The organism is uncultured Kluyvera sp. (genome assembly GCF_902485085.1).
Classification (GTDB): Bacteria; Pseudomonadota; Gammaproteobacteria; order Enterobacterales; family Enterobacteriaceae; genus Kluyvera; species Kluyvera ascorbata.
In genome coordinates, this window is sequence record NZ_CABTJS010000123.1 from 101,609 (window position 1) to 125,205 (window position 23,597).

A 23,597-nucleotide genomic window follows, 5' to 3' on the forward strand; every position below is an offset into this window, starting at 1 on the left:
CGCCGCCGGGATCGTTTTAGAACGAGAAGCAAGAACAGCCCAGCGCGCCCCAGAAGGCACGGTCATCCGATACCGGAATACCGGACTGGCGCGCAATATCGTGCTGATGCCCATGCACACCGCAGCTGCCGCAGCACTGATGCATCTGCACCACTGCACCAATATGCTCTGAGCCCGGAGGCGCGGAGCGATAGTGGCCCGGCACTTTCACCACCGGTGACCAGTCCGGCACCACCGGAATCGACGGCGGGGCGATCGGCGTGAAGTGTCCGGCGGCGTAGACTACGCGGCCATCAACAATCGTCATCACCGACTCAATGCCTTTAATCTCCTCTTCCGGCACGCTGAAGTAGTCCTTCGACAGCGCCACCAGATCCGCCAGTTGCCCAGCAGCAATACGACCTTTTTTGCCCTGCTCGCTGGAGAACCAGGCGCTACCCGCCGTCCACAGTTCCAGCGCCACATCGCGCGGCAGACGGTTTTCATCGTCATACATCGCCATGCCGCCGACGGTACGCCCGGAAACCAGCCAGTACAGCGCCGTCCACGGGTTGTAGCTCGCCACGCGGGTGGCGTCCGTCCCCAGACCGACAGGCACCTCCATCTCCAGCATTTTCGCCACCGGCGGCGTATGTTTCACCGCATCTTTACCGTAGCGATCGACAAAGTACTCGCCCTGGAAGGCCATACGGTGCTGCACCGCAATCCCGCCGCCCAGCGCCTTCACGCGCTCAATGTTGCGCTCGGTGATGGTCTCGGCGTGGTCAAAGAACCAGTGCAGACCGTTGAACGGAATATCACGGTTAACCTTCTCGAACACATCCAGCATACGGCTAATCGACTCGTCGTAGGTGGCGTGCAGGCGGAACGGCCAGCGATGCTCAACCAGATGACGGACGACGCGTTCAAGTTCATCTTCCATACCCGGCGGCAGATCCGGGCGCGGCTGCAGGAAATCTTCAAAGTCAGCCGCCGAGAAGACCAGCATCTCGCCTGCACCGTTAGCACGGTAGAAATCAGTGCCCTGCCCCGGTTTCAGCATATCGGTCCAGCGTTCGAAATCCTCAACTTCCTGCTTCGGACGCTGGGTAAACAGGTTATAAGCAATGCGGATGGTCATCTGCTTATTGGCATGCAGCTGCTCAATAATTTCGTAATCTTCCGGGTAGTTCTGGAAGCCGCCGCCCGCATCAATGGCGCTGGTCAGCCCCAGTCGGTTCAGCTCGCGCATAAACTGGCGGGTGGAGTTGACCTGCATCTCCAGCGGCAGCTTCGGCCCCTTCGCCAGGGTCGCGTAGAGGATCATGGCGTTGGGTTTGGCAATCAGCATCCCGGTCGGGTTGCCGTTGTTATCACGGACAATCTCACCGCCCGCTGGAGCTTGCGTATCCTTGGTGTAGCCCACCGCCTTCAGCGCAGCGCGGTTGAGCAGGGCGCGGTCGTAGAGGTGCAGGACGAACACCGGCGTATCCGGCGCGGCATCGTTAAGCTCCTGCAGCGTCGGCATCCTGCGTTCGGCAAACTGGAACTCACTCCAGCCCCCCACCACGCGCACCCACTGTGGCGATGGCGTACGATCGGCCTGCTCCTTGAGCATGCGCAGCGCATCCGCCAGCGACGGTACGCCTTCCCAGCGCAGCTCCAGGTTGTAGTTCAGCCCGCCGCGAATCAGGTGCAGGTGCGAGTCGTTAAGGCCAGGGATCACTGTATGGCCGTGAAGGTCAACAATCTGCGTGCCTTCACCCGCGTAGGACAGCATCTGCGCGTCGCTACCGACGGCGAGAATTTTGCCATCAGCGATGGCCACCGCTTCGGCGATGGGCTGTTGCGGGTCAAGAGTGTGAATCTGCCCCTGCGTTAAAATCAGGGTAGCGGTTTGTGACATAGCGTTCTCCTCGCGTCGATTCAGGCTTTTTTCAGCCAACCGGCAAACAGGCGGGTCACGATGGGCATCCAGAACCAGACCACCAGCGCGACCACACAAGCATCATTAATAAAATGCAGTAACAGGGTTCCCTTTAACGACGGCAGCAGCGCGCCGGTAATCGCGGGGACCAGGTTAGTACTGGGGAAAATCACCAGCAGCGTTATCAGAAACTGTTTCCAGCGCTTTGGCTGGCGAACGTTAGCGGCAGGCGGGGTGAACCAGAAAGCGGCTTCGGTGCGCACCTCGGTGCGGTCGCCGTCCCCCAGAACCGGGGCGATTTCCTCCACCAGCTTGCGTCGCACGTCAGACTGGGTCCAGGCGTAGAGGTGCTCGATGGTGTCGAAGCGGATGATAATATTCCAGGCCGTCTGTCCATCGACCGGACGAATAACGTTGGCACCCAGATGACCGGGATAGCTAGCGGCAATAGGCATAATTTCGCCAAGCCAGGCTTCGTACTGCGCAACGTGTTCGGGACGAATAGCGTGAGTAATAACCAGCGTGACATGCTTTTGCGTCATGAAGATGGGTTCCTTGCGCTTGCAACCGGTGGGGTCGACGCCCCACCGGGTCGCGGACCTTAAGCTTTGCGCTCTGGCGCGCCGTGCACCATGGTATAGGCATAGTCCACGCCCATCCCATACGCGCCGCTGTGTTCACGCACCAAATCCATCACCGCGTCGTAAGTTTCTTTGCGTGACCAGTCGCGCTGGTACTCAAGCAGCACCTGCTGCCAGGTCACCGGCACCGCACCAGCCTGCACCATGCGGTCGATAGAACGCTCGTGGGCATCAACAGAGGTGCCGCCGGAGGTATCAGTCACGACATAAACTTCATATCCCGCTTCCAGCGCCATCAGTGCCGGGAAGGTCAGGCAAACTTCAGTCCACAGCGCCGAGATAATCAGTTTTTTACGCCCGGTCGCTTCTACCGCTTTCACAAAAGCAGCGTCTTCCCAGGAGTTCATTGAAGTACGTTCGATAGGCTTAACGTCGGGATGAACAGCGAGTAATTCTGGCCAGATATAACCGCTAAAACTTTTCGTTTCGACGGAAGTGTAAATTACCGGAACATTAAATATTTTACCGGCCTTCGCTAATGCTACGGTGTTATTTTTCAGCGTCTGGCGATCAATATTCGCCACCCCGAATGACATTTGTGGCTGATGGTCAATAAAAATAAGCGCAGAGTTTTGAGGGTCAATCAGTTCCCGGATAGACATAACACACCTTCTTAATCAATAAGTTAAAAGGTAACGGTCTTAAACTGCCGTCAGCAGCAGGATCCTGAATCAGAAAGCTTGTTGAGTATAGCGGGAAATTTCTAACGAGTTATTAAAGAAAACTTACCATCCCGTGACGGTAATAAATCAGCATCAAAAAAATGCGACAGTTTTATCTAATTTATTCACTGGCTTTGTTTTTCGCTATTCGTTACAACGTAGTGGTTTAATTTTCAGGATATTTTTTATTATGCGACTCAATCTGGACGTACTGCTCATTCTTGATGCCCTTGATAAACACGGGTCTTTCGCCGCCGCCGCTGATTCGCTGTTCAAAACGCCCGCCGCGCTTAGCTATATGATTCAAAAGCTGGAAAGCGACCTGGAAATTACGTTGCTGGACCGCTCCGGGCATCGGGCTAAATTTACCGATACCGGGCGAATGGTGCTGGAAAAGGGCCGTCTGCTGCTTAACGCGGCAAAAGATCTGGAAAAACAGGCGGTACAGCTGACCTCTGGCTGGGAGAAAGAGCTGGCGATAGCACTGGACGACTCGTTTCCCTTTGCCGCGCTATTGCCGACGATCGACGCCTTTTACGCCCTGAATAAACAAACGCGCCTCAACTTTACCCATCATACGCTGGCCGGTTCCTGGGAAGAACTCACCCATAACGGCGCGGATATTATCCTCGGTGCGATTAACGAACCGCCCACCTCCGCCGCCTGGTCGTACCGTATGCTCGGCACGCTGGATAACGTGTTTGTGGTCGCGCCAAGTCACCCGCTGGCCACCGCGTCAGAGGGCTTAACCAACGAGCAGCTCTGTTTACATCGCGCGGTAGTGATAAGCGATAGCGCACGGGTATGCCATCCCTTGCAGACCAACCTGATGGATGAACAGCCGCAGATTCGCGTTGACGATTTTCACAGTAAGGTGACGCTGCTGCGCGCCGGTATGGGCTGCGGATTCCTCCCCCGCCATATTGCCAGCCCGTGGCTGGCGACAGGAGAGTTAGTGGAGAAAACGGTAAACTCGTTTCGGCAAAAAGACGTCGCCTATATGGCCTGGCGCAACGGCAGCGACGGGCTCGCCCAGCGCTGGTGGCGTGAAACCCTGCTCGCCAGCGCTGAAATTCGCCGTCTCTATCAGTGACCGGTCCACACCGACGCGGAGATAGCCGGTAGCGTCAAGCGCATCCCCTCAAGCTGCGCATCGCCCTCCCTTCGCTGCCAGTGAGCCACGTGCAGCAGCGGGGAGTCAGGGAGCGTGACGTCGCAGGCTTCCCCACGGTTAATCGCCACCAGCACGCGCTCTGCACCAAGCACGCGCAGGAACACCACCACGTCTCCCGCCGCATAGAGCACCTGGCAAGCGCCATGGCGCAGCGCAGGCGTCGCTTTACGCAACGCAGCCAGACGCTGGTAGAGCGCCAGCAGATTTTTATCCTGCTTGCTTTCATCCCACGGGAACGGCTTGCGGCAGAGCGGGTCGTTATCGCCGTCCAGCCCCACTTCATCGCCATAGTAGATACAGGGCACGCCAGGCCAGCTAAATAGCCAGACCACGGCCAGCGGCAGACGCGCCACATCGCGACCCAGCAGCGATTTAAAACGCGCCGTATCGTGGCTATCAAGCTGGTTAAACATGCGTAGCTGCTGCTGATGCGACAGCCCGGCGCGGTAGTCTTCCATCCACGCGATACAGGTTTGTGCATCAATCTTCTGCGGGTCGTAGGAGATATCGGTATTCGCAAGGAATCCCCACAGCGGGAAGGTAAAGCCGCGATAGTTCATCGCCGCGTCTTCCGCATCCTGCTGTAACCACTGACGCGCATCGCCAAAATGTTCGCCGAGCACGTAGGCGTCCGGTCGCGTGGCTTTCGCCGCCTGGGTTATCCCTGCTACATGCTTCAGGTTGTTCTTTGCGCCACCCGCTTCGCCGAGCATGTGCACCACGTCCAGTCGCCAGCCGTCCATATTCCACGGCGCTTTCAGCCAGTGGCGAACGATGCTGTCTTCACCGCCGTAGATTTCGTCAATCAGCGCCTGAGACCGGTAATCCAGCTTCGGCAGGCTCGCGTAGCCTAACCAGTCGAGCGCTTTACCCTCCGGTGAAAAACTGTATTGGTCGCGCCACGGAGAGTCCGGGTGATGGCAGGCCCCGCTCGGTGTGCGGTTGTGGCGGTCAAACCAGGCGTGGGTATCGCCGCTGTGGTTAAACACGCCATCGAGGACGAGGCGCATCCCCTCGCGCTGGGTGTTATGGCGCAAGCGCAGCAGTGCGTCGTTGCCGCCGAACTGTGGGTCGACCTGACGATAATCTTCAGTATCGTACTTGTGTACGCTGGGTGCGGTAAACACCGGGTTCAGGTACAGCGCGGTGACGCCAAGCGCTTTCAGGTACGGCAGTTTTTCGCTGATACCGTCGAGGTCCCCGCCGTAAAAGGTCGAGCCACCCGCTTCGGCAGTGAGAGGGTCATTCCAATCGCGCAGGACGATGTCGTGCCCGGCGGCGTGATGATGATAGACCTTATCTTGCTGGTCGCTGCGCGATGGGCTGCGGGCGAAACGGTCCGGGAAAATCTGATAGAAAACCTGTTCGGTCACCCACTGCGGGCCAGCGTCCGGGCAGTCAAAGGCAAAGAGTTCAAGCTTGGCCGGTGGAAAGGCGCTAAAGCCTTTTGGCGAAAACCACTGCTGGCGGTCATCCCACAGCAGCTTAAAGGCGTAACGGCGACGCGGCTGGCCTTCATGCAGGCTGATTTCCGCGCGCCATTGCACGATATCGCGGCTCGGCGCTTTTCCGCTGCGGCGCATCGGTAGCGCCATCTCTTCGTTATCGACTTCCGAGCGCATCGTCACCCGCTGCGGCAGATCATCGCCACGAAGCCACAGCGTGATAATGAGTTTGTCCTGTTGCTGTTTAATAAAGGGAGCAACAGGAAGGTGCCAGGCATTCAACATCATCTATCCCCTATCCTCAAAGTGAGCTCACCTTGCCATACGACTATTGCACCCTACTCATCTTTTGAACATTTTTGTAGGGAGGAGGACGGGGGCGGAGAATAGAGAGGCAAAAACGTTGTAACCCGGCCAAGCGAAATGGTGCCGGTAAAGCTCCCGGAGTCGGTGCTGACGCACCTCGTCCGGGCTACTAAATAGAGTAGATTATTTGCGGCGACGGGTTTTAAATGCCCAGCCGACTAACAGCAGCAGGATCCACGCAAAGCCCACGTACAGCGAAATACGCGTGTCCGGGTGGTAACCAATCAGCGCGATGATAAAGACCAGGAAGACGATACCGACAATCGTTGTCGCCACGCCGCCAGGCACTTTAAACTTCAGCGCTTTGATTTCATCAGCCGACAGGCGGCGACGGAAAGCCACCTGCGAGAGCAGAATCATAATCCACACCCACACCGTCGCGAAGGTCGCCAGCGACGCAATCACCAGGAAGACGTTTTCCGGCATGATGTAGTTGAGGTAAACCGCAAACAGCAGCGCGATGGTCATTACCATCACCGTCACCCACGGAATACCGCGACGGGACGTTTTAGCGAATACCTTCGGTGCGCTACCCTGCTCCGCCATCCCGTGCAGCATACGACCCACGCCGAACACGTCGGAGTTAATCGCCGACAGCGATGCCGTCAGGACCACAAAGTTGAGGATGCTGGCCGCGAAGGTGATCCCCAGATGCTGGAAGGTCATCACAAACGGGCTGCCGTTGGTACCAACCTGGTTCCACGGATAAATAGACATAATGACGAACAGCGTACCCACGTAGAACACCAGAATACGCATCGGCACGGAGTTAATCGCGCGCGGAATCGAAGTCTCAGGGTCTTTCGCTTCACCGGCGGTAATACCGATAATTTCGATACCGCCGTAGGCAAACATCACCATCTGCAGCGACATCACCATGCCAAGCAAACCGTTGCTAAAGAAGCCGCCGTTGCTCCACAGGTTATGAATCCCCGTCGGCTGCCCGCCGTTGCCAATACCCCAGATGATGATGCCAAAACCGGCGATAATCATGATGATAATGGTGGCAACTTTGAAGAACGAGAACCAGAACTCCAACTCACCGAATACCTTCACGCTCATCAGGTTGATGGCGCAGATAATCAGCACCACGCTGAGCACCCATATCCAGTGCGGCACCGCCGGGAACCAGACGCCCATATAGATACCAAAGGCGGTCACATCCGCAATGGCTACAATCAGGATCTCAAAGCAGTAGGTCCAGCCGGTGATGTAGCCCGCCAACGGGCCCAGGTTATCCTGCGCGTAGCGAGAGAAGGAGCTTGCAGACGGGTTATGCACGGACATTTCGCCCAGCGCACGCATGATGATATACGCGGCAACGCCGCCAATAATGTAGGCCAGCAGAACGCTTGGCCCGGCCATCTTGATCGCATCGGCGGAGCCGTAGAACAGCCCCGTACCAATGGCCGATCCGAGGGCCATAAAGCGAATGTGTCGGGTGCTTAACCCGCGCTTCAGCTTGTTGTTTTCCATCGTTTCCAGTGCCATGTCATACCCATCATCATCGCGCCGCAGCGCGAACGACTTAGGTGAAAGTACCCAAAATAAAAAACCACGGAACATCACGTTCCGTGGTTAAAACACCTTGATGTCAACGCCGGTTAGTGGGCGCTTGATGTCACCTGACGACCTGCTGTGCGGTCCCAGATTATGGCCAGAACCGCCATCACAACCGTCGGCATCAGCCATGCAAGGCCTTGCTCGGCCAGCGGTAAACGGGTCGTCCACGCTGGCAGCACATCTGCAAAGGCAGAGGCTTTGATGCCGTCAAGGATACCAAATACCAGGCTGATAAACATCGGTGGTGCAATAACGCGGCCCGAATTATGCCACCAATTGCGGGTAAAACTCAGCACTACGAGTGCGATACATGGCGGATAAATCGCGGTCAGCACCGGAATGGAGATTTGAATCAGGTGGCTCAGCCCCAGATTCGACACCGCCATCGAGAACAGGCCGAGGATAAAGACCAGTGAACGGTAGGAGAACGGCAGGTACTGCGCAAAGAACTCAGCGCACGCACAGGTCAGGCCCACCGCCGTCACCAGACAGGCAATGAAGATCAATGCCGCCAGCAGGAAGCTGCCCGCGCCACCGAAGGTGTGCTGTACGTATGCGTGCAGAATTGCTGCACCGTTCGCGTTCTGATCGACAAGCGTCGCGCTGTCTGACCCCAGGCGGAACAGCGCCAGATACAGTAGCGTCAGGCCCACGCCGGCCATCAGGCCAGCCCAGATGGTATAACGGGTCAGCAGACGCGCTTCGGTCACACCGCGGGAACGCGCGGCGTTAACGATAACGATACCAAACACCATCGCACCCAGCGTATCCATGGTCAGATAGCCGTTCACAAAACCGTTTGAGAACGCGGCGGTTTCATAGGCTTCCATCGCGTGGCTGATAGGGCCAGCTGGCCACATCACGGCAGCAACGGACAGCACAATCAGCGCCAGGATTTTCAGCGGCGCCAGGAAATTACCCACGGTATCCAGCAGTTTGCCCGGATAGAGCGACACCAGAATCACCAGCGCAAAGTAGACAACGCTGTAGATAAACAGCGGCAGTTCACCGCTGCCGGTCAGCGGCGCGATACCAATTTCAAACGACACGGTCGCGGTACGCGGGGTCGCAAACAGCGGGCCAACCGCCAGGTAGCAGACCGTAGCGAGCAGTACGCCCGCCACTTTACCAATTGGCGTGCTCAGGCTATCAACGCCGCCGCCCACTTTCGCCAGCGCGACGACGGTCAGCACAGGCAGACCTACCGCAGTAATCAGGAAGCCGATAGCCGCAGTCCAGACGTGTGGACCGGCCTGCAAGCCAACCATAGGAGGGAAAATGATGTTGCCTGCGCCAACAAACAACGCGAAGGTCATAAAGCCCAGAGCGATGATGTCACGCGATTTTAATTGATGGGTCATATGTAACTACAGCCTGTGGATGTGGTGTTGTAAAACAAATTTATTGTGTCAGCGCCTGTGGAATGATGCAGAGGAAACTGACAATAAACTCAGCGGGATATGCTCCCTTCGCGGCGTAGAGAAGAATAGTTTTTTGATTTACCGCGTATATACAGTCTGTTTACGACTGCATGGGGGCCAATTTAAACGCTTATAACGTTTTAAAGCAACACGGGATCGCAAAACCAGATGATTATATTGATAGTGAAAAAATAAGCAGACGGATTAACTGGATTTAAGAAAAACATCCGGCTAATCATGCGAACAAAAAATAATCAGACGTTCGTAAATCACGCGGGGGTTACTTGACTGCAAAGCAAACAGACCAGCCGAGGCTGGTCTGTGGAAAGTTAAGCTGACAAGCGTGAAATTACTCGCTATTTTTGGCAATTAAACGTTCCGGCAGCAGAAAGCTGAAACACGAACCTTTGCCGAGCTCACTGGTAATATCCAATCGGCTATCGTGATGATTAACCGCATGTTTAACAATTGCCAGCCCCAAACCGCTACCGCCGGTCTGCCGTGAACGCGCTTTATCCACGCGATAAAAACGCTCGGTCAGCCTTGGCAGATGCTCAGGCGAAATTCCCGGTCCGTTGTCCTCCACGCTGAACAATGCCCCGTGCGGCGCATGCTGCCAGCGCACGGTAATCAGCGTCCCTTCTGGCGTATGATTCACCGCGTTGTAGACCAGATTCGACATCGCGCTACGCAGCTGATCCTCATTGCCCAGCACTTTTAACGTCTCATCAATTTCAAAATGGAACTGATGCTTATGCTGACTGAGCGTTTGCGCCTCGCGCTCGACTACCCGCAGCATCATCGGCACATCAATTTTTTCATTGAGCGCCAGCGTCGGTGAAGCCTCAATCTTAGAGAGCGTCAGGAGTTGGCGCACCAGCCCTTCCATCCGCTGCGTCTGCTCACGCATGGTGTGCAGCGCTTTTTCACGCACGTTCCCTTCCAACACCTGCTCCTGCATCATCTCCAGATAGCCCTGCAACACGGTTAACGGCGTGCGCAGTTCATGGCTAACGTTGGCAAAGAAGTTGCGTCGAGCGCCTTCCAACTGGTGCATCTGCGTCACATCACGCGCCACCATCAAAAGCTGACGGTCGGTGTAGGGCATGACGCGGATCTCCAGATGGCGACCGCTGTTCAGCACCAGATGCAGTGGCTTTAAGAACTCACGTTTTTTGAGGTGTTGGGTAAATTCGGGGTAGCGCAGCAGGTTGAGGATGTTTTGCCCGCTATCGTCGGGCCAGCGAAGCCCCAGCAGCTGCTGGGCCAGGCCATTACACCAGAAAATAGCGCCCTCTTCGGTGGTAAGCACCACCGCATCCGGCAGCGACTCCGCGCCGCTGCGAAAACGTTTAATCAGATTACCCAGTTCGCGGCGGCGTTTTTTATTACGCAACTGCATCTGGTTGAGCCCGTATAGCAAGGGCTCCCAGCTACCGCGTCCCGGCGGCGGGGTCATACTTCTGTCAACCCAAAGCCACCATGAAAGTCGCAGTAAATTCCAGAAATGCCAGATAAGCAGCCCGGTCACCGCCGCCAGTAAAAACCACGGCAGATAACCAAAAATCAGTCCCAGTATCACGGCCGGGAGACAGCATAACACCAGCTCCAGTACCAGCCTTTTCCATGACAGCCGTTCCAGCACGCGTCACACTCCTGTCAAAATTTAGAAACGGGCGGAAAAACGATAACCCGTGCCGCGAACGGTTTGCACCATGCGGTCATGACCACTGTGTTCCAGCGCTTTACGCAGACGACGGATATGCACGTCGACGGTACGGTCTTCAACATAAACGTTAGTGCCCCAGACGTGGTTCAGCAGCTGTTCGCGGCTGTAAACGCGCTCCGGGTGCGTCATAAAGAAGTGCAGCAGTTTAAATTCAGTTGGGCCCATGTCCAGCGGGTTTTCACCGGTCATCACGCGATGAGAGGTCGGGTCAAGGCTCAGCCCCTGCATCTCAATCACCTCTTCCACCGCCATCGGCGAAATGCGGCGCATCACCGCTTTAATGCGGGCGACCAGCTCTTTTGGTGAGAATGGCTTGGTAATGTAATCGTCAGCGCCCGTTTCCAGGCCACGCACGCGGTCTTCTTCTTCACCGCGAGCGGTGAGCATTACCACCGGAATGTCACGCGTCAGCGCTTCACGTTTGATATGCTTAATAAATTGCAGTCCCGAACCGCCCGGTAACATCCAGTCGAGCAGAATAAGGTCGGGCCAGGGTTCATTCAGTTTACTGACAGCGGTGTCGTAGTCTTCAGCTTCTACCGGCTGGAAACCATTTTGTTCCAGTACGAAGCAGACCATCTCGCGGATTGGCGCTTCATCTTCAACGACCAGAATACGTCTTGCCATTATTTGCCCTGTTTTTAGACATCAGTATTATATACGGCGTCATTATGCGTCAGATTTATGACAGATTTATGAAAAACATGACCGTTAGATGATCGCGGTTTGCCGTTTATGACACTGCCGAAACGCGCTCATCGACCTCAACGTAGGCTGATGTTTATAATCAACTTTACGCCACTTCTCACGGAACCGCTATGCGCATCATCCACACATCGGACTGGCACCTCGGCCAGAACTTCTACAGCAAGAGCCGCGCGGCTGAACATGAGGCTTTTCTGCACTGGCTGCTCGCGACCGCCGAAACCGAACGAGTCGATGCCATTATTGTGGCGGGCGATATCTTCGATACCGGCTCCCCGCCGAGCTACGCGCGAGAACTGTACAACCGATTTGTGGTTAATCTGCAACAAACCGGCTGCCATCTGGTCGTGCTGGCGGGCAACCACGACTCTGTGGCAACGCTGAATGAATCCCGCGATATCCTTTCATTTCTGAATACCACGGTGATCGCCAGCGCGGGCCATGCCCCCTTTATCCTGAACCGCCGCGACGGCACGCCCGGCGCGGTATTCTGCCCGGTGCCGTTCCTGCGCCCGCGCGACATCATAACCAGCCAGGCCGGGCTTTCCGGCAGCGAAAAAGTCCAGCAGGTACTGGCGAGCATTACCGATTACTACCAGTTGCAGTACCAGCAAGCCTGCACGCTACGCGGTGACGCCACGCTGCCGATTATTGCCAGCGGTCATTTGACGACCGTCGGTGCCAGCAAAAGTGACGCGGTACGCGACATTTATATTGGCACACTGGACGCGTTTCCGGCGCAAAACTTCCCGCCGGCCGACTACATCGCGCTGGGCCATATTCACCGGGCGCAGAAAATCGGCGGCAGCGAACATATCCGCTACAGCGGTTCGCCTATCGCCCTCAGCTTTGATGAAACCGGCAAAGCCAAAAGCGTCAATCTGGTGAACTTCGCAGACGGCAAGCTTGCCGAGGTCACACCGCTTACCGTTCCGATCGCTCAACCGCTGGCGGTGATCAAAGGCGATTTTGACGCTATCAGCGCCCAGCTCGCTGAATGGCGCGATGCTGCCGCAGAGCCGAGCACCTGGCTGGATATCGAAATCACCAGCGATGAATACCTGCATGATATTCAACGTAAAATTCAGGTTATCACCGATGACCTGCCGGTAGACGTGCTGCTGGTGCGCCGCAGTCGTGAACAGCGCCAGCGCATTCTGGCAAACCTTGAGCGTGAGACCTTGAGCGAGCTGAGCGTCGAAGAAGTATTCCAGCGTCGTTTGTCGCTGGAAACGCTGGAGGAGGAGCAGCAGCAGCGTCTGCATGCGCTGTTTAATGACACGCTCCAGAGCCTTGGCGAGGAGGAACAGCCATGAAAATTCTCAGCCTGCGTCTGAAAAACCTCAACTCGCTAAAAGGCGAGTGGAAAATCGATTTCACCCAGGAGCCGTTTGCCAGCAACGGTCTGTTTGCCATTACCGGCCCCACCGGCGCGGGCAAAACCACGCTGCTGGACGCCATCTGCCTGGCGCTGTACCACAAAACGCCGCGCCTAAGTAACGTCTCCCAGTCACAAAACGACCTGATGACCCGCGACACCGCCGAGTGTCTGGCGGAAGTGGAGTTTGAAGTTCAGGGCGTGGCCTATCGCGCTTTCTGGAGCCAAAACCGCGCCCGCAACCAGCCGGACGGTAACCTGCAAGCGCCACGCGTCGAGCTGGCACGCTGCGATGACGGGCAGATTCTGGCGGACAAAGTGAAAGACAAGCTGGAGATGACGGCCTCGCTGACCGGTCTCGACTACGGCCGCTTTACCCGCTCAATGATGCTCTCTCAAGGCCAGTTTGCCGCCTTCCTGAACGCCGAACCGAAAGAGCGTGCCGAACTGCTGGAAGAGCTGACCGGCACCGAAATTTACGGCCAGATCTCTGCGCAGGTATTTGAAAAACATAAACACGCGCGCGGCGAGCTGGAAAAACTTCAGGCGCAGGCCAGCGGCGTGGTGCTGCTGAGTGAAGAGCAGCAGCAGACCTTGTCACAGAGTTTGCAGGCGCTTACTTCTGACGAACAGCAGTGGCAACAGCAACACACCCAGGCCGCCCAGCATCAGCAGTGGCTGGTTCGCCAACAGGAACTTGAGCAGGACGAACGGACTCATCAGCAGGCGCTGATTGCCGCAAAACAGGCGCTGGAAGCCGCCAAGCCGCAGCTCGCCACGCTCAGCCGGGCGCAGCCAGCCGAGGCATTACGCCCGCGTTGGGTCCAGCTACAGGAGCAAGCTGCCACGGTGGCAAAAACCCACCAACTGACAGAGCAAGTAAATACTCGCTTACATGATTCTCGCCGCCTTCGCGACCGTATCCGCCTGAGCGCCGAACGGCAGGCCAGCTCGCTCCAGCACACGCAAAGCCAGATTCAGCAGTGGCTTCAGGAACATGATCATATCCAGCATTGGCAGGGAGAACTGACCGGCTGGCGCAGCGCCTTTAGCCAACAGGCTCGCGAACGTGCTCAGATAGATTCCTCCGCGCAACGTTTGAAGGATCTGGAGAAACAGTTCGCTCAACTGCCGCCGTCAGCCTTAACGCTGACTCAGGAAGAGGTTGCCGGACAAATTGCGCAGCACGCGGCCACCCGCCCGCTGCGCCAGCAATTGAGCGCGCTGCATACCCAGTTCATCCCACTTCAATCGCGCCGCCAGCAGCTTCTGCACGCCCAGCAGCAGCGCCAGCAGCAGCTGGAGAAACTGAACGCCGGACTTACCCAGCTTCGTCAGACCTATAAAGAGAAAAAGCAGCAGCGCGACGACGTTAATGCCATCTGCGAACTGGAGGCGACCATCGTCCGCCTCGAGGCCGAGCGCGCGCGTCTACAGCCAGGCGCACCCTGCCCGCTGTGCGGCTCCACCAGCCACCCGGCGCTTGCGGAATATCAGGCGCTGACTCCAGATGCCAACAAAGCTCGCCGCGACGCGCTGGAAAAAGAGGTCGCTCATCTGGCGGAAGAAGGCGCCACGCTGCGCGGCCAGCAGGCCGCACTGGAAAAACAGCAGCAGCAAGAAAATACGGAGCTAGAGACGCTTTCTGAGCGAGAGCAAGCACTTACATCACAGTGGCAAACCGTCATTCAGGGGTTGAATATCACGCTGCAGCCCGCTGACGACATCAACGGTTGGCTCGCCGCCCAGGACGAGGCAGAACAGCAGCGCTATCACTACAGCCAGCGCCTGACGCTCGACGCGCAAATTCGCGAGCTTCGCGCCCAACAAACCCAATTGCGCGATGAACTCACTCAACGTGCCGCCGCGCTGACCCAGACGTTCTCCGCTTTCGGCCTTCCCCCTGCGCAACCAGGCGAAGAGAGCCAGTGGCTGGCCTCCCGTGAAGCGGATACCCAGCGCTGGCAACAGCAGCAAAAACAGCATCAGGAGATTCAACAGCAGCTCGCGCAAATCCAACCGCTGCTCGAGACGCTGCCTGCGGTACAAGACCCAACTGACGTCGCCCCAATGGCGCTCGACGGCTGGCAGCAGGTGCATCATGACTGCGTGTCGCTGGAAAGCCAATGGCACACGCTCCAGCTTCAGGAGGCGCAGGAGAAACAGCGCTTGCAGCAGGCCGAGCAGGCCTTCGACCAGGCGCTTGCCGAATCCCACTTTAGCGATCGCCAGGACTTCCTCAGCGCCCTGCTGGACAACGAAGAACGCCAGCGTCTGGAACAGTTAAAACAGACGCTGGAGACCCAGCATCAGCAGCGCCAGACCCTGGCCACTCAGGTGCAGGAGGCGTTGCAACGTCATCTAACGTTGCGCCCGGAATCCCTGAATGCCGCGCTAACCCTGACCGATGCTCAGATGCAGCTCCAGCAAATTTCCCGTCAGCTGCGCGAAAACAGCGAGCGGCAGGGCGAGCTTCGCCAGCAGCTTAAGCAGGACGAAGAGAATCGGCAGCAGCAGCAGGCGCTGTTCCTGGAAATCGAAAAAGCCAGCGCCGCGCTGGAAGACTGGGCGCATCTGAACGCACTGATAGGCTCTAAAGAAGGCGATAAGTTCCGCAAATTCGCCCAGGGCCTGACGCTGGATAATCTGGTCTGGCTCGCCAACGAACAGCTTAGCCGCCTGCACGGTCGCTATCTACTCCGGCGTAAGGTCAGCGACGCGCTGGAGCTGGAAGTGGTCGATACCTGGCAGGCAGACGCGGTGCGTGATACCCGGACGCTTTCCGGCGGCGAAAGCTTCCTCGTCAGCCTTTCGCTGGCGCTGGCGCTTTCTGACCTGGTGAGCCATAAAACGCGCATCGATTCGCTGTTCCTTGATGAAGGCTTCGGCACGCTGGATAGCGAAACGCTGGACACCGCGCTTGACGCGCTGGATACGCTTAACGCCAGCGGCAAAATCATCGGCGTGATTAGCCACGTAGAAGCGATGAAGGAACGGATTCCGGTGCAGATTAAGGTGAAAAAGATCAACGGGTTGGGATATAGCCGATTGGATAAAGCGTTTGCGGTTGAGTAAGCCCTCCACCTAATGTAGGCCCGATAAGCGTAGCGCCATCGGGCATTCCGGTGCACATTGCCGGATGGCGGCTACGCCTTATCCGGCCTACAGAAAATACCAACTCACGCCGGCCACAGCCACGCAGCTCCACGCACCCCGCTGGAGTCTCCATGCAACGCCTTTCGAATTGGCGTTTCACACTCCCCGCCGAATACCCACTCTTTCACCAATTCGGGCACCGTCTGGTAAAGGCGCTCAACGTTACTCATCCCGCCGCCCAGCACAATGACATCCGGGTCGAGGATATTCACCACGTGCGCCAGCGATTTCGCCAACCGCTGTTCATAGCGGCCAAGCGCCTGCTCCGCCAGCGCATCCCCTTCGCTCACCAGCTGCATAATTTCACCGCCTTTGAGTGGATTACCGCTCAGGCGGTGATAATCCGTAGCAAAGCCGGTGCCAGAAATAAAGGTTTCAATACAACCCTGCTTACCGCAATAGCACGGCACTTCTGCCCGGAAACGGAGTTCATCGTCGTTCATCCACGGCAGTGGATTGTGCCCCCACTCGCCTGCCGTACCATTGCCGCCAATATGCGCACGGCCGCCCAGCGCCACGCCCGCGCCGCAGCCGGTGCCGATAATGACCGCAAACACCGTCTGTGCGCCCGCTGCCGAGCCATCTACCGCTTCAGATACCGCCAGACAGTTAGCATCGTTGGCCAATCGCACCTCGCGATTCAGGCGACGGCTAAGGTCTTTATCAAACGGCTGGCCGTTGAGCCAGGTGGAGTTGGCGTTTTTCACCACGCCGGTATAGGGCGAGATCGAGCCGGGAATACCCATGCCCACCGTCCCCGTTTGTCCGGTTGCCTCTTCGGCGAGAGCAACAAGATGCGCAATGTTCTCAATGGTTTGCTGATAGTCACGCGGCGTCGGCAAACGGTGGCGATAAAGCTGCTCTCCCTGGTCGCTTAGCGCGATGACTTCGGTTTTCGTTCCACCTAGATCGATACCAATTCGCATTCATTACTCCTGTTTAAAACAATGCAAGGGCGTGGACAATTCGTTATCATTGCCCGCTGATTTAACGACAACACCGTGGAAATTATCATGCTGTGGTTCAAAAATTTAATGGTTTATCGTCTCAGCCGCGACATCTCTCTGCGCGCGGAAGAGATGGAAAAACAGCTCGCTGAGATGACCTTCACCCCATGCGGCAGCCAGGATATGGCAAAAACCGGCTGGGTACCGCCGATGGGCTCACACAGCGATGCGCTGACGCACACAGTAAATGGTCAGATCATCATTTGCGCTCGCAAAGAAGAGAAGATCCTGCCCTCTCCGGTGATTAAACAGGCGCTGGAAGCGAAGATCCAAAAGCTCGAAGCCGATCAGGGCCGCAAGCTCAAGAAAACCGAAAAAGATTCGCTGAAGGATGAAGTCCTGCACTCTCTGCTGCCGCGCGCTTTCAGCCGCTTCAGCCAGACGATGATGTGGATAGACACCGTTAACGATTTGATTATGGTCGACTGCGCCAGCGCCAAAAAGGCGGAAGATACGCTGGCGCTGCTGCGTAAAAGCCTCGGCTCGCTGCCGGTGGTGCCGCTGACGCTGGAAAATCCGATCGAACTGACCCTGACTGAATGGGTACGGTCTGGTTCGGCTGCGCAAAGCTTCCAGATCCTGGATGAAGCCGAGCTGAAAGCGATCCTCGAAGACGGCGGCGTGATCCGCGCGAAGAAGCAGGATCTGGTGTGCGATGAGATTGCCTGTCATATCGAAGCTGGCAAGCTGGTGACCAAGCTGGCGCTCGACTGGCAGCAGCGCATTCAGTTTGTGATGTGCGATGACGGCTCCATCAAGCGTCTGAAGTTCTGCGATGAACTGCGCGATCAGAACGAAGATATCGACCGTGATGATTATGCTCAGCGTTTCGACGCGGACTTTATTCTGATGACCGGTGAACTGGCTGCAATGATTAAAAGCCTGGTTGAGGGTTTAGGCGGCGAAGCCCAGCGTTAAGCGAGATATTCCCTTCCTGCCGCAGCAGGAAGGGAATAGATTACAGATAGCGGCACAGATAAGAGGTTGGTTCTGCAACCTGCAGGTTAAATTCACTGTGGCCCGGCACGTTAAACACTTCCCCTGCGGAATAGACTTTCCACTCAATTTCACCCGGTAACAGCACGTTCAGCGCACCGCTAATCACGGTCATTTCTTCCGGCTGTGCGGTACCGAAGGTGTATTCGCCTTCCGCCATCACGCCCACGCTGGCACGACCCGTGCTGCTGCTGGTGAAGCCAATGGATTTCACTTTTCCCTCAAAGTACTCGTTGCTCTGAAGCATAAACAGGCCCTTATTATCTTGTCGTCAAAAGACCAATATAGAGTTGCAAACAGAAGCCTGTCACGCGAAATCATACGCTTAACACAATAATTCTGCCGCCAGCCTGGCCACCAGCACATTCGACAATAGAACCGGTATATCCAACGCTTTTTGTAACAGATCACGGTGACGCTGGTGATAGCTCAATGAATCAAGCACCAGCACATCAGCGCCTTGTTCCTGCAACGAACTGCCCGCAGAAATCAGATGCTGGTCGGTATCGATGTTCGGGTTTGCCAGCGCGTAATAGGGCAAATTAGACAACATCTGCCACTTCTCCTGCTGGGCATCGAGAATGGCTTCAATGGGGACCAATACCCCAACCTGATGTCCCTCGACGATAGAGGCGACCAACGGTGGAATAATACGCTGAGGCTCCAGCAATATCGCATTGCGCGCCACCATACTGCGTAATTTAAACGTATTCAGTAAAAGAATGACGTCATAAGATTGATTGTCGAGCACCTCAATCACGGCCTGTAGGCTGTGCTCAACTTTCAGACGGGAAACTTCGACAAACTGGTTATCATTTAACAGAACCAGCAAACGGTCTTCACCGGGTTCTGGTGCATACTCTTCCATGACTTGCGCACGGCTCATTTTACCTAAAAGGCTAATGTGGGTGATTTGATCTTCCCTGATGTGCTCGGTCAAAAGCGGCAACACTTCACTGACGGGCACCACCCCTATAGTAAGAATCGCCATCGTTGCACTCATGTTATCTACCTTCTGTTTCTCACATGCTCGTTTTACACATAGCCACCTGGATGGATGAAAAACACCGCTCAGAAGCGTAGCAGTTCAGCCAACGGGTGGAATGTAAAGATTCCAGATGTTTCCAGTACTCTCCTGATATGGTTTGATTTTAACTTTTCTATAACATTAATGATAAGCTAAAAATGTGACTTACGCAGAATATAACCACGAATTAAAAGTGGTTATATCGGCAATCAGAAGAGAAACCTGAGGGGAATAAACGGGATGTAAAACCAGGGAGTAAACGCGCCCTGCTAGCTGGCGGTTGCCAGATGCAGAGCGTCAAGGATCAGCGTCACGACGCGCTCTGGCGCCGCAGAAGCATCAACAACGTAGTGAGCCGTTTCACGGTATAGCGCATCGCGCTGAGCCAGCACTTCTGCCACTTCTTCGCTAATTGGCTTACCGGTCAACGTCGGGCGCTGAGACTCTTCTGGAAATGCTTCCAGACGACGCGCCAGAACTGGCACAGGTGCATTCAGGTAGATAACCACGCCGTTCTGGCGCATAAATTCACGGTTAACCGGCGCAAGGATAATCCCACCGCCCGTCGCCACCACGGTGCCAGGTTGCGTCACCGACATCAGCGTTTGCGTCTCTCTGGCGCGAAAACCTGCCCAGCCTTCAAGGGCGACAATGTCCGCCACGCTCATACCAGACTGCTGCTGCAACGCCAGATCAGTATCAACAAAGTGAAAATGGCAGGCATGAGTCAGCGCTTGGCCTATCGTCGTTTTTCCGCAGCCTCGGGCTCCGATAAGAAAAATAGGCTGTGTCATGACCTGGAATTCCCCTTGATAACGCGTAAATGCGGGATCGGTGATTGAAAAGTGAATGATACCATCAAACTAGTACGCAAGTAAGTGTAAACTTTATATTACATTCTGATGTATTTTGAGACATGCTGCATCGGTATGCATTGATAACAATGGCAACTAAGGCGTAAAAAAAACATGCCACAAAGCGTTGCGCTAACAGTACATGAAAGTATCTTGCTTTGACAAGCCGGATGTCGCGGCAAAAGGTAGCACATTATTGTGACAGAAATCACGTCAGCCGCGTTTTACCGCCAGCAACCATTTATCCAGCTCGGCGGCAAACTGCTGGCGATCGCGCTGAGAGAGCGCAGCCGGCCCGCCGGTCTGAATACCGCTGGAGCGCATGGTATCCATAAAATCACGCAGCGTCAGACGCTCCTTAATGGTCGCGTCGCTGTAGCGTTCACCGCGCGGATTCAGCGCCGCACCGCCCTTTTCCAGAACCTCTGCCGCTAGCGGAATATCCGCGGTGATCACCAGATCTCCAGGCTTGCAAAGACGCACGATTTCGTTATCCGCTACGTCAAATCCCTTCGGTACGACCATCGCACGAATAAAGCGTGACGGCGGCACACGCAAATACTGGTTAGCCACCAGCACCAGTTCAATCTGCGTGCGGTCTGCGGCGCGAAACAGCACCTCTTTAATCACGTTCGGACAGGCGTCCGCATCAACCCAAATGGTCATCGTCACTCCACGGTGAAAATTATCGCAAAGCGTGATTATACAGAGAGCGGAGGTGCGGACGTAATAATTGCCGCCGGAATGATAAAAGTACGTTACCCATCGCCGTGAATCGCCTATAACAGTAAACTACGAAAAAAACAGACAGAGGGAGAGAAAGATGGAGAAGAAAATTGGCTTCATTGGTTGCGGTAACATGGGCAAAGCTATTCTTGGCGGCCTGATTGCCAGCGGTCAGGTACTTCCTGGACAGATTTGGGTCTATACGCCGTCGCCGGATAAAGTGGCCGCGCTGCGCGATGAATTCGGCATTAATGCGGCACAAAGCCCGCAGGAAGTCGCTCAGGTTGCCGACATCGTCTTCGGTGCCGTCAAGCCAGGTATCATGGTTAAAGTGTTGAGCGACATTGCCTCCAGCCTGAATAAAGATTCCCTGGTGGTCTCCATTGCCGCAGGCGTCACCCTGGAGCAGTTGGCTCGCGCACTGGGCCATGACCGTAAAATCGTCCGCGCCATGCCAAATACCCCGTCGCTGGTGAACGCTGGCATGACCTCCGTCACCCCAAATGCGCTGGTGACGCCAGAAGATATCGCCGATGTGCTGAACATTTTCCGCTGCTTTGGCGCGGCGGAAGAGATTTCTGAAGCCATGATTCACCCGGTCGTCGGGGTGAGCGGCTCAGCGCCAGCCTACGTATTTATGTTTATCGAAGCGATGGCCGATGCGGCCGTGCTGGGCGGTATGCCACGTGCTCAGGCCTACAAGTTTGCCGCGCAGGCGGTCATGGGCTCGGCCAAAATGGTGCTCGAAACCGGTAAGCATCCGGGTGAGCTGAAAGATATGGTCTGCTCGCCGGGCGGGACCACGATTGAAGCCGTGCGCGTGCTGGAGGAGAAAGGCTTCCGCTCTGCGGTCATCGAAGCGATGGCGAAATGCATGGAAAAATCAGAGAAGATGAGCAAGTCATAAGTTGCAGGCCCGGCACACTGCCGGGCCTGATTCACTTGCCATAAAAAAAGCGCCCGCGGCGCCATTACTTATTTGTTTTTCAGACAGGTACTCATAAAGGTTTTACGTTCGTCACCTTTTAAGGTTTTGGTTGCCGCCTGTGCGTTACAGTCCTTCATTTTTTGCTGCTGTGGCGTGAGCTTTTTACCATCAGCGGCGGCCGCCCCTTCTCCTTTCAGACAGCTGCTCATAAAGGTTTTACGCTCATCGCCTTTCAGGGTTTTTGACGCCGCTTCGTGATTACACGTGCTCATACGCTGCTGCTGTGGCGTCAGGGTTTTCTCCGTCGCTGCGGCCGTTGTTGCCGCCGACACGGCACCCGCCGTAAACAGACCACACAGTAGAGTAACCAGTAATGTTGTTTTCATTGCACCATCCTTTTGTGAGTAGAACTCTGTAAGTCTGGTCGCTGGAAGGAAAATTACCAACCCGGCGGCAAAATTTTACCGCCGGGTGGTGAGCGTAGGGTTACAGCCCCAGCGCAGCTTTCATCGTATAATACAGATCCGTCTGGTCGGTCAGACCGACGACGTTCGCCGCGTGTGGGCCATAGGCCGCAATGCGCAGCTGCGTGCCGGTATGTTCCATCGACTCTTCTTCCGAGTTGCCGTAGCTCATGACCATTACCGAACCATCTTTCGTGTTCAACGCCTGCGTCAGGCCGGGCGCTTTGGTTTCTGGTGGAATAATCTGGCTTGAGTGCGCGTGGTCAGCCGTCACGATAACCAGCGTATTGCCGTCTTTTTTCGCAAACTCCAGCGCCTTCTGTACCGCTTCGTCCAGATCGACCGTTTCGCCAATCTGCCCGCATGGGTTCGCCGCATGGTCCTGTTTATCAATGGACGCGCCTTCAACCTGCAGGAAGAACCCTTTTTCGCTGGTGCTCAGCAAAGAGATCGCTTTATCGGTCATCTGCGCCAGGGTCGGCACGCTGGCATCGCGTTTCGGGTTAGGCGTACAGGTTACCGCAGGCTTATCCAGATTGCCGTGGTAAGACGCTTTTGGCCCTTCCCAACGCACTGGCATATTGCCGTCAGAGAACAACCCCAGCAGCGGTTTATCCTGATTTGCCTGAGTAATGGCATCAAGCGTCGTCACATTGTCGACGAGCTGATAGCCCCTTGCCTGCGCCTGTTCGCGCAGCGTTTTACCCTGCCATTCGCCCGCGGTCGCGGTTTCAGCAAAGGTCTTTGCGCCGCCGCCAAGCGTCACGTCGGCGCGCGCATTCAGCATCTGTTCAGTGATGGAGCCTTTGCCGCCTTTTTCCAGCGCGTTGGTTGGACACTTCTCGCTGGTAACGCTCGGACCGTAGCATTTACGCGAGGTGACGTGTGAAATCAGCGCCGCAGGCGTGGCATCCTGCAGTTCGGCGGTAGAAACGTTCCCTGTCGCCAGGCCGGCGGCTTTTGCCAGCTCGAGAATGGTCTGATGATCTTTTTCGTGAATATCGACGCCCAGCGCGCCGTTATAGGTTTTCACCCCGGTACTCCATGCCGTTGCGGATGCCGCAGAGTCGGTCACGTAGTCCGGCTTGCCGGTTTTCTTATTCAACGCATAGTGCGTGTACTGCCCGGTTAACGGTAACGCATCGATACCTTTAAAATAACCGCCCGCCCCTTCGGCATAGTTTCGTGCGGCGGTAATTTCAGAATCGCCCATCCCATCGCCAATCAGCAAAATAACGTTTTTGGCCTGCTTATTATTCAAGGAGGCGCGAATAGCTTCGGTTTGATCGGCAGATAAACGACGAGCACCGCCCGGCTGGGTTATATCCCCTTGCGCAGCGCGGTTATCAAGAACGGCAGTAGAAGTATCCGCGTGCGCGGCAGGTAAACCCAGCAGAGGTAATAATGCGGCAAAAATAGCACTGTATTTCACGTTAGTTTCTCCATGTA

The 23,597-nt window shown here is 56.0% G+C and carries 20 protein-coding genes; 5 read left to right on the top strand and 15 right to left on the bottom strand.

The window, feature by feature from the left end; genetic code table 11:
- Positions 1 to 16 precede the first annotated feature (16 nt).
- The 3 genes from RDN66_RS14530 to RDN66_RS14540 are packed head-to-tail and all read right to left on the bottom strand — an operon-like array spanning position 17 to position 3,149.
- Positions 17 to 1,885, bottom strand: coding sequence for an amidohydrolase (locus tag RDN66_RS14530; RefSeq protein WP_035895139.1), 1,869 nt, complete (start codon positions 1,883 to 1,885; stop codon positions 17 to 19).
- Between the two features lie 20 nt (positions 1,886 to 1,905).
- Positions 1,906 to 2,448, bottom strand: a complete 543-nt coding sequence (locus RDN66_RS14535; protein WP_035895138.1) for an antibiotic biosynthesis monooxygenase — start codon at positions 2,446 to 2,448, stop codon at positions 1,906 to 1,908.
- A gap of 59 nt (positions 2,449 to 2,507) precedes the next feature.
- On the bottom strand, positions 2,508 to 3,149 hold the full coding sequence (locus tag RDN66_RS14540) for a hydrolase (RefSeq protein ID WP_035895136.1): 642 nt from the start codon (positions 3,147 to 3,149) through the stop codon (positions 2,508 to 2,510).
- 250 nt (positions 3,150 to 3,399) lie between these two features.
- On the opposite strand from RDN66_RS14540, the gene RDN66_RS14545 reads away from it, so the two are divergent.
- A complete protein-coding gene (locus RDN66_RS14545) occupies positions 3,400 to 4,302 on the top strand; it encodes a LysR family transcriptional regulator (RefSeq protein WP_202216352.1) in 903 nt (300 codons plus the stop codon).
- On the opposite strand, the gene malZ is transcribed toward RDN66_RS14545, so the two are convergent.
- The 5 genes from malZ to phoB form a co-directional block, all read right to left on the bottom strand.
- Positions 4,296 to 6,116: a maltodextrin glucosidase gene (gene malZ, locus RDN66_RS14550; RefSeq protein ID WP_202216353.1), complete on the bottom strand. Its 1,821-nt coding sequence runs from the start codon at positions 6,114 to 6,116 to the stop codon at positions 4,296 to 4,298. The genes RDN66_RS14545 and malZ overlap by 7 nt on opposite strands.
- A gap of 201 nt (positions 6,117 to 6,317) precedes the next feature.
- Complete coding sequence (gene proY / locus RDN66_RS14555) at positions 6,318 to 7,670, bottom strand: proline-specific permease ProY (RefSeq protein WP_202218156.1); 1,353 nt, start codon at positions 7,668 to 7,670, stop codon at positions 6,318 to 6,320.
- A gap of 128 nt (positions 7,671 to 7,798) precedes the next feature.
- Positions 7,799 to 9,118: a branched-chain amino acid transporter carrier protein BrnQ gene (gene brnQ, locus RDN66_RS14560; protein WP_035895133.1), complete on the bottom strand. Its 1,320-nt coding sequence runs from the start codon at positions 9,116 to 9,118 to the stop codon at positions 7,799 to 7,801.
- A gap of 409 nt (positions 9,119 to 9,527) precedes the next feature.
- Complete coding sequence (gene phoR, locus RDN66_RS14565) at positions 9,528 to 10,823, bottom strand: phosphate regulon sensor histidine kinase PhoR (protein ID WP_035895132.1); 1,296 nt, start codon at positions 10,821 to 10,823, stop codon at positions 9,528 to 9,530.
- A 21-nt stretch (positions 10,824 to 10,844) separates the two neighbouring features.
- Entirely contained in the window at positions 10,845 to 11,534 is a 690-nt protein-coding gene (gene phoB, locus RDN66_RS14570; RefSeq protein WP_035895131.1) for a phosphate response regulator transcription factor PhoB, read from the bottom strand.
- Positions 11,535 to 11,725: 191 nt separating this feature from the next.
- Between phoB and sbcD the strand changes: the two genes are divergently transcribed.
- Complete coding sequence (gene sbcD, locus RDN66_RS14575) at positions 11,726 to 12,928, top strand: exonuclease subunit SbcD (RefSeq protein WP_202216355.1); 1,203 nt, start codon at positions 11,726 to 11,728, stop codon at positions 12,926 to 12,928.
- A complete protein-coding gene (sbcC, locus tag RDN66_RS14580) occupies positions 12,925 to 16,065 on the top strand; it encodes an exonuclease subunit SbcC (RefSeq protein ID WP_308537946.1) in 3,141 nt (1,046 codons plus the stop codon). The genes sbcD and sbcC overlap by 4 nt, the downstream gene beginning before the upstream one ends.
- Positions 16,066 to 16,169: 104 nt before the next feature.
- Here sbcC and mak read toward each other — a convergent pair whose 3' ends face one another.
- Positions 16,170 to 17,072, bottom strand: a complete 903-nt coding sequence (gene mak / locus RDN66_RS14585) for a fructokinase (RefSeq protein WP_035895641.1) — start codon at positions 17,070 to 17,072, stop codon at positions 16,170 to 16,172.
- An 87-nt stretch (positions 17,073 to 17,159) separates the two neighbouring features.
- Here mak and rdgC point away from each other — a divergent pair, with 87 nt between their 5' ends.
- A complete protein-coding gene (rdgC, locus tag RDN66_RS14590; protein ID WP_123649988.1) occupies positions 17,160 to 18,071 on the top strand; it encodes a recombination-associated protein RdgC in 912 nt (303 codons plus the stop codon).
- Positions 18,072 to 18,111: 40 nt separating this feature from the next.
- Here the strand turns inward: rdgC and ppnP are convergent, their stop codons facing one another.
- From ppnP to RDN66_RS14610, 4 genes are all read right to left on the bottom strand, one after another.
- Positions 18,112 to 18,396, bottom strand: a complete 285-nt coding sequence (gene ppnP / locus RDN66_RS14595; RefSeq protein ID WP_035895638.1) for a pyrimidine/purine nucleoside phosphorylase — start codon at positions 18,394 to 18,396, stop codon at positions 18,112 to 18,114.
- A gap of 78 nt (positions 18,397 to 18,474) precedes the next feature.
- A complete protein-coding gene (locus tag RDN66_RS14600; protein ID WP_202216357.1) occupies positions 18,475 to 19,152 on the bottom strand; it encodes an AroM family protein in 678 nt (225 codons plus the stop codon).
- Between the two features lie 293 nt (positions 19,153 to 19,445).
- Positions 19,446 to 19,970, bottom strand: coding sequence for a shikimate kinase AroL (gene aroL, locus RDN66_RS14605; protein WP_202216358.1), 525 nt, complete (start codon positions 19,968 to 19,970; stop codon positions 19,446 to 19,448).
- A gap of 273 nt (positions 19,971 to 20,243) precedes the next feature.
- Entirely contained in the window at positions 20,244 to 20,696 is a 453-nt protein-coding gene (locus RDN66_RS14610) for a YaiI/YqxD family protein (RefSeq protein ID WP_035895634.1), read from the bottom strand.
- Between the two features lie 157 nt (positions 20,697 to 20,853).
- Here RDN66_RS14610 and proC point away from each other — a divergent pair, with 157 nt between their 5' ends.
- Entirely contained in the window at positions 20,854 to 21,663 is an 810-nt protein-coding gene (proC, locus tag RDN66_RS14615; RefSeq protein WP_035895632.1) for a pyrroline-5-carboxylate reductase, read from the top strand.
- A gap of 68 nt (positions 21,664 to 21,731) precedes the next feature.
- On the opposite strand, the gene RDN66_RS14620 is transcribed toward proC, so the two are convergent.
- Both RDN66_RS14620 and phoA read right to left on the bottom strand, forming a co-directional pair.
- Positions 21,732 to 22,070, bottom strand: a complete 339-nt coding sequence (locus RDN66_RS14620) for a PsiF family protein (RefSeq protein ID WP_202216359.1) — start codon at positions 22,068 to 22,070, stop codon at positions 21,732 to 21,734.
- Between the two features lie 100 nt (positions 22,071 to 22,170).
- Entirely contained in the window at positions 22,171 to 23,580 is a 1,410-nt protein-coding gene (gene phoA / locus RDN66_RS14625) for an alkaline phosphatase (RefSeq protein WP_123649987.1), read from the bottom strand.
- Positions 23,581 to 23,597 lie beyond the last annotated feature (17 nt).

Bases quoted from the DNA above. Each gene is read 5' to 3' on its own strand.
- RDN66_RS14530 (WP_035895139.1), bottom strand. From the start codon at position 1,885: ATGTCACAAACCGCTACCCTGATTTTAACGCAGGGGCAGATTCACACT.
- RDN66_RS14535 (WP_035895138.1), bottom strand. From the start codon at position 2,448: ATGACGCAAAAGCATGTCACGCTGGTTATTACTCACGCTATTCGTCCC.
- RDN66_RS14540 (WP_035895136.1), bottom strand. From the start codon at position 3,149: ATGTCTATCCGGGAACTGATTGACCCTCAAAACTCTGCGCTTATTTTT.
- RDN66_RS14545 (WP_202216352.1), top strand. From the start codon at position 3,400: ATGCGACTCAATCTGGACGTACTGCTCATTCTTGATGCCCTTGATAAA.
- malZ (WP_202216353.1), bottom strand. From the start codon at position 6,116: ATGATGTTGAATGCCTGGCACCTTCCTGTTGCTCCCTTTATTAAACAG.
- proY (WP_202218156.1), bottom strand. From the start codon at position 7,670: ATGGAAAACAACAAGCTGAAGCGCGGGTTAAGCACCCGACACATTCGC.
- brnQ (WP_035895133.1), bottom strand. From the start codon at position 9,118: ATGACCCATCAATTAAAATCGCGTGACATCATCGCTCTGGGCTTTATG.
- phoB (WP_035895131.1), bottom strand. From the start codon at position 11,534: ATGGCAAGACGTATTCTGGTCGTTGAAGATGAAGCGCCAATCCGCGAG.
- sbcD (WP_202216355.1), top strand. From the start codon at position 11,726: ATGCGCATCATCCACACATCGGACTGGCACCTCGGCCAGAACTTCTAC.
- sbcC (WP_308537946.1), top strand. From the start codon at position 12,925: ATGAAAATTCTCAGCCTGCGTCTGAAAAACCTCAACTCGCTAAAAGGC.
- mak (WP_035895641.1), bottom strand. From the start codon at position 17,072: ATGCGAATTGGTATCGATCTAGGTGGAACGAAAACCGAAGTCATCGCG.
- rdgC (WP_123649988.1), top strand. From the start codon at position 17,160: ATGCTGTGGTTCAAAAATTTAATGGTTTATCGTCTCAGCCGCGACATC.
- ppnP (WP_035895638.1), bottom strand. From the start codon at position 18,396: ATGCTTCAGAGCAACGAGTACTTTGAGGGAAAAGTGAAATCCATTGGC.
- RDN66_RS14600 (WP_202216357.1), bottom strand. From the start codon at position 19,152: ATGAGTGCAACGATGGCGATTCTTACTATAGGGGTGGTGCCCGTCAGT.
- aroL (WP_202216358.1), bottom strand. From the start codon at position 19,970: ATGACACAGCCTATTTTTCTTATCGGAGCCCGAGGCTGCGGAAAAACG.
- RDN66_RS14610 (WP_035895634.1), bottom strand. From the start codon at position 20,696: ATGACCATTTGGGTTGATGCGGACGCCTGTCCGAACGTGATTAAAGAG.
- proC (WP_035895632.1), top strand. From the start codon at position 20,854: ATGGAGAAGAAAATTGGCTTCATTGGTTGCGGTAACATGGGCAAAGCT.
- RDN66_RS14620 (WP_202216359.1), bottom strand. From the start codon at position 22,070: ATGAAAACAACATTACTGGTTACTCTACTGTGTGGTCTGTTTACGGCG.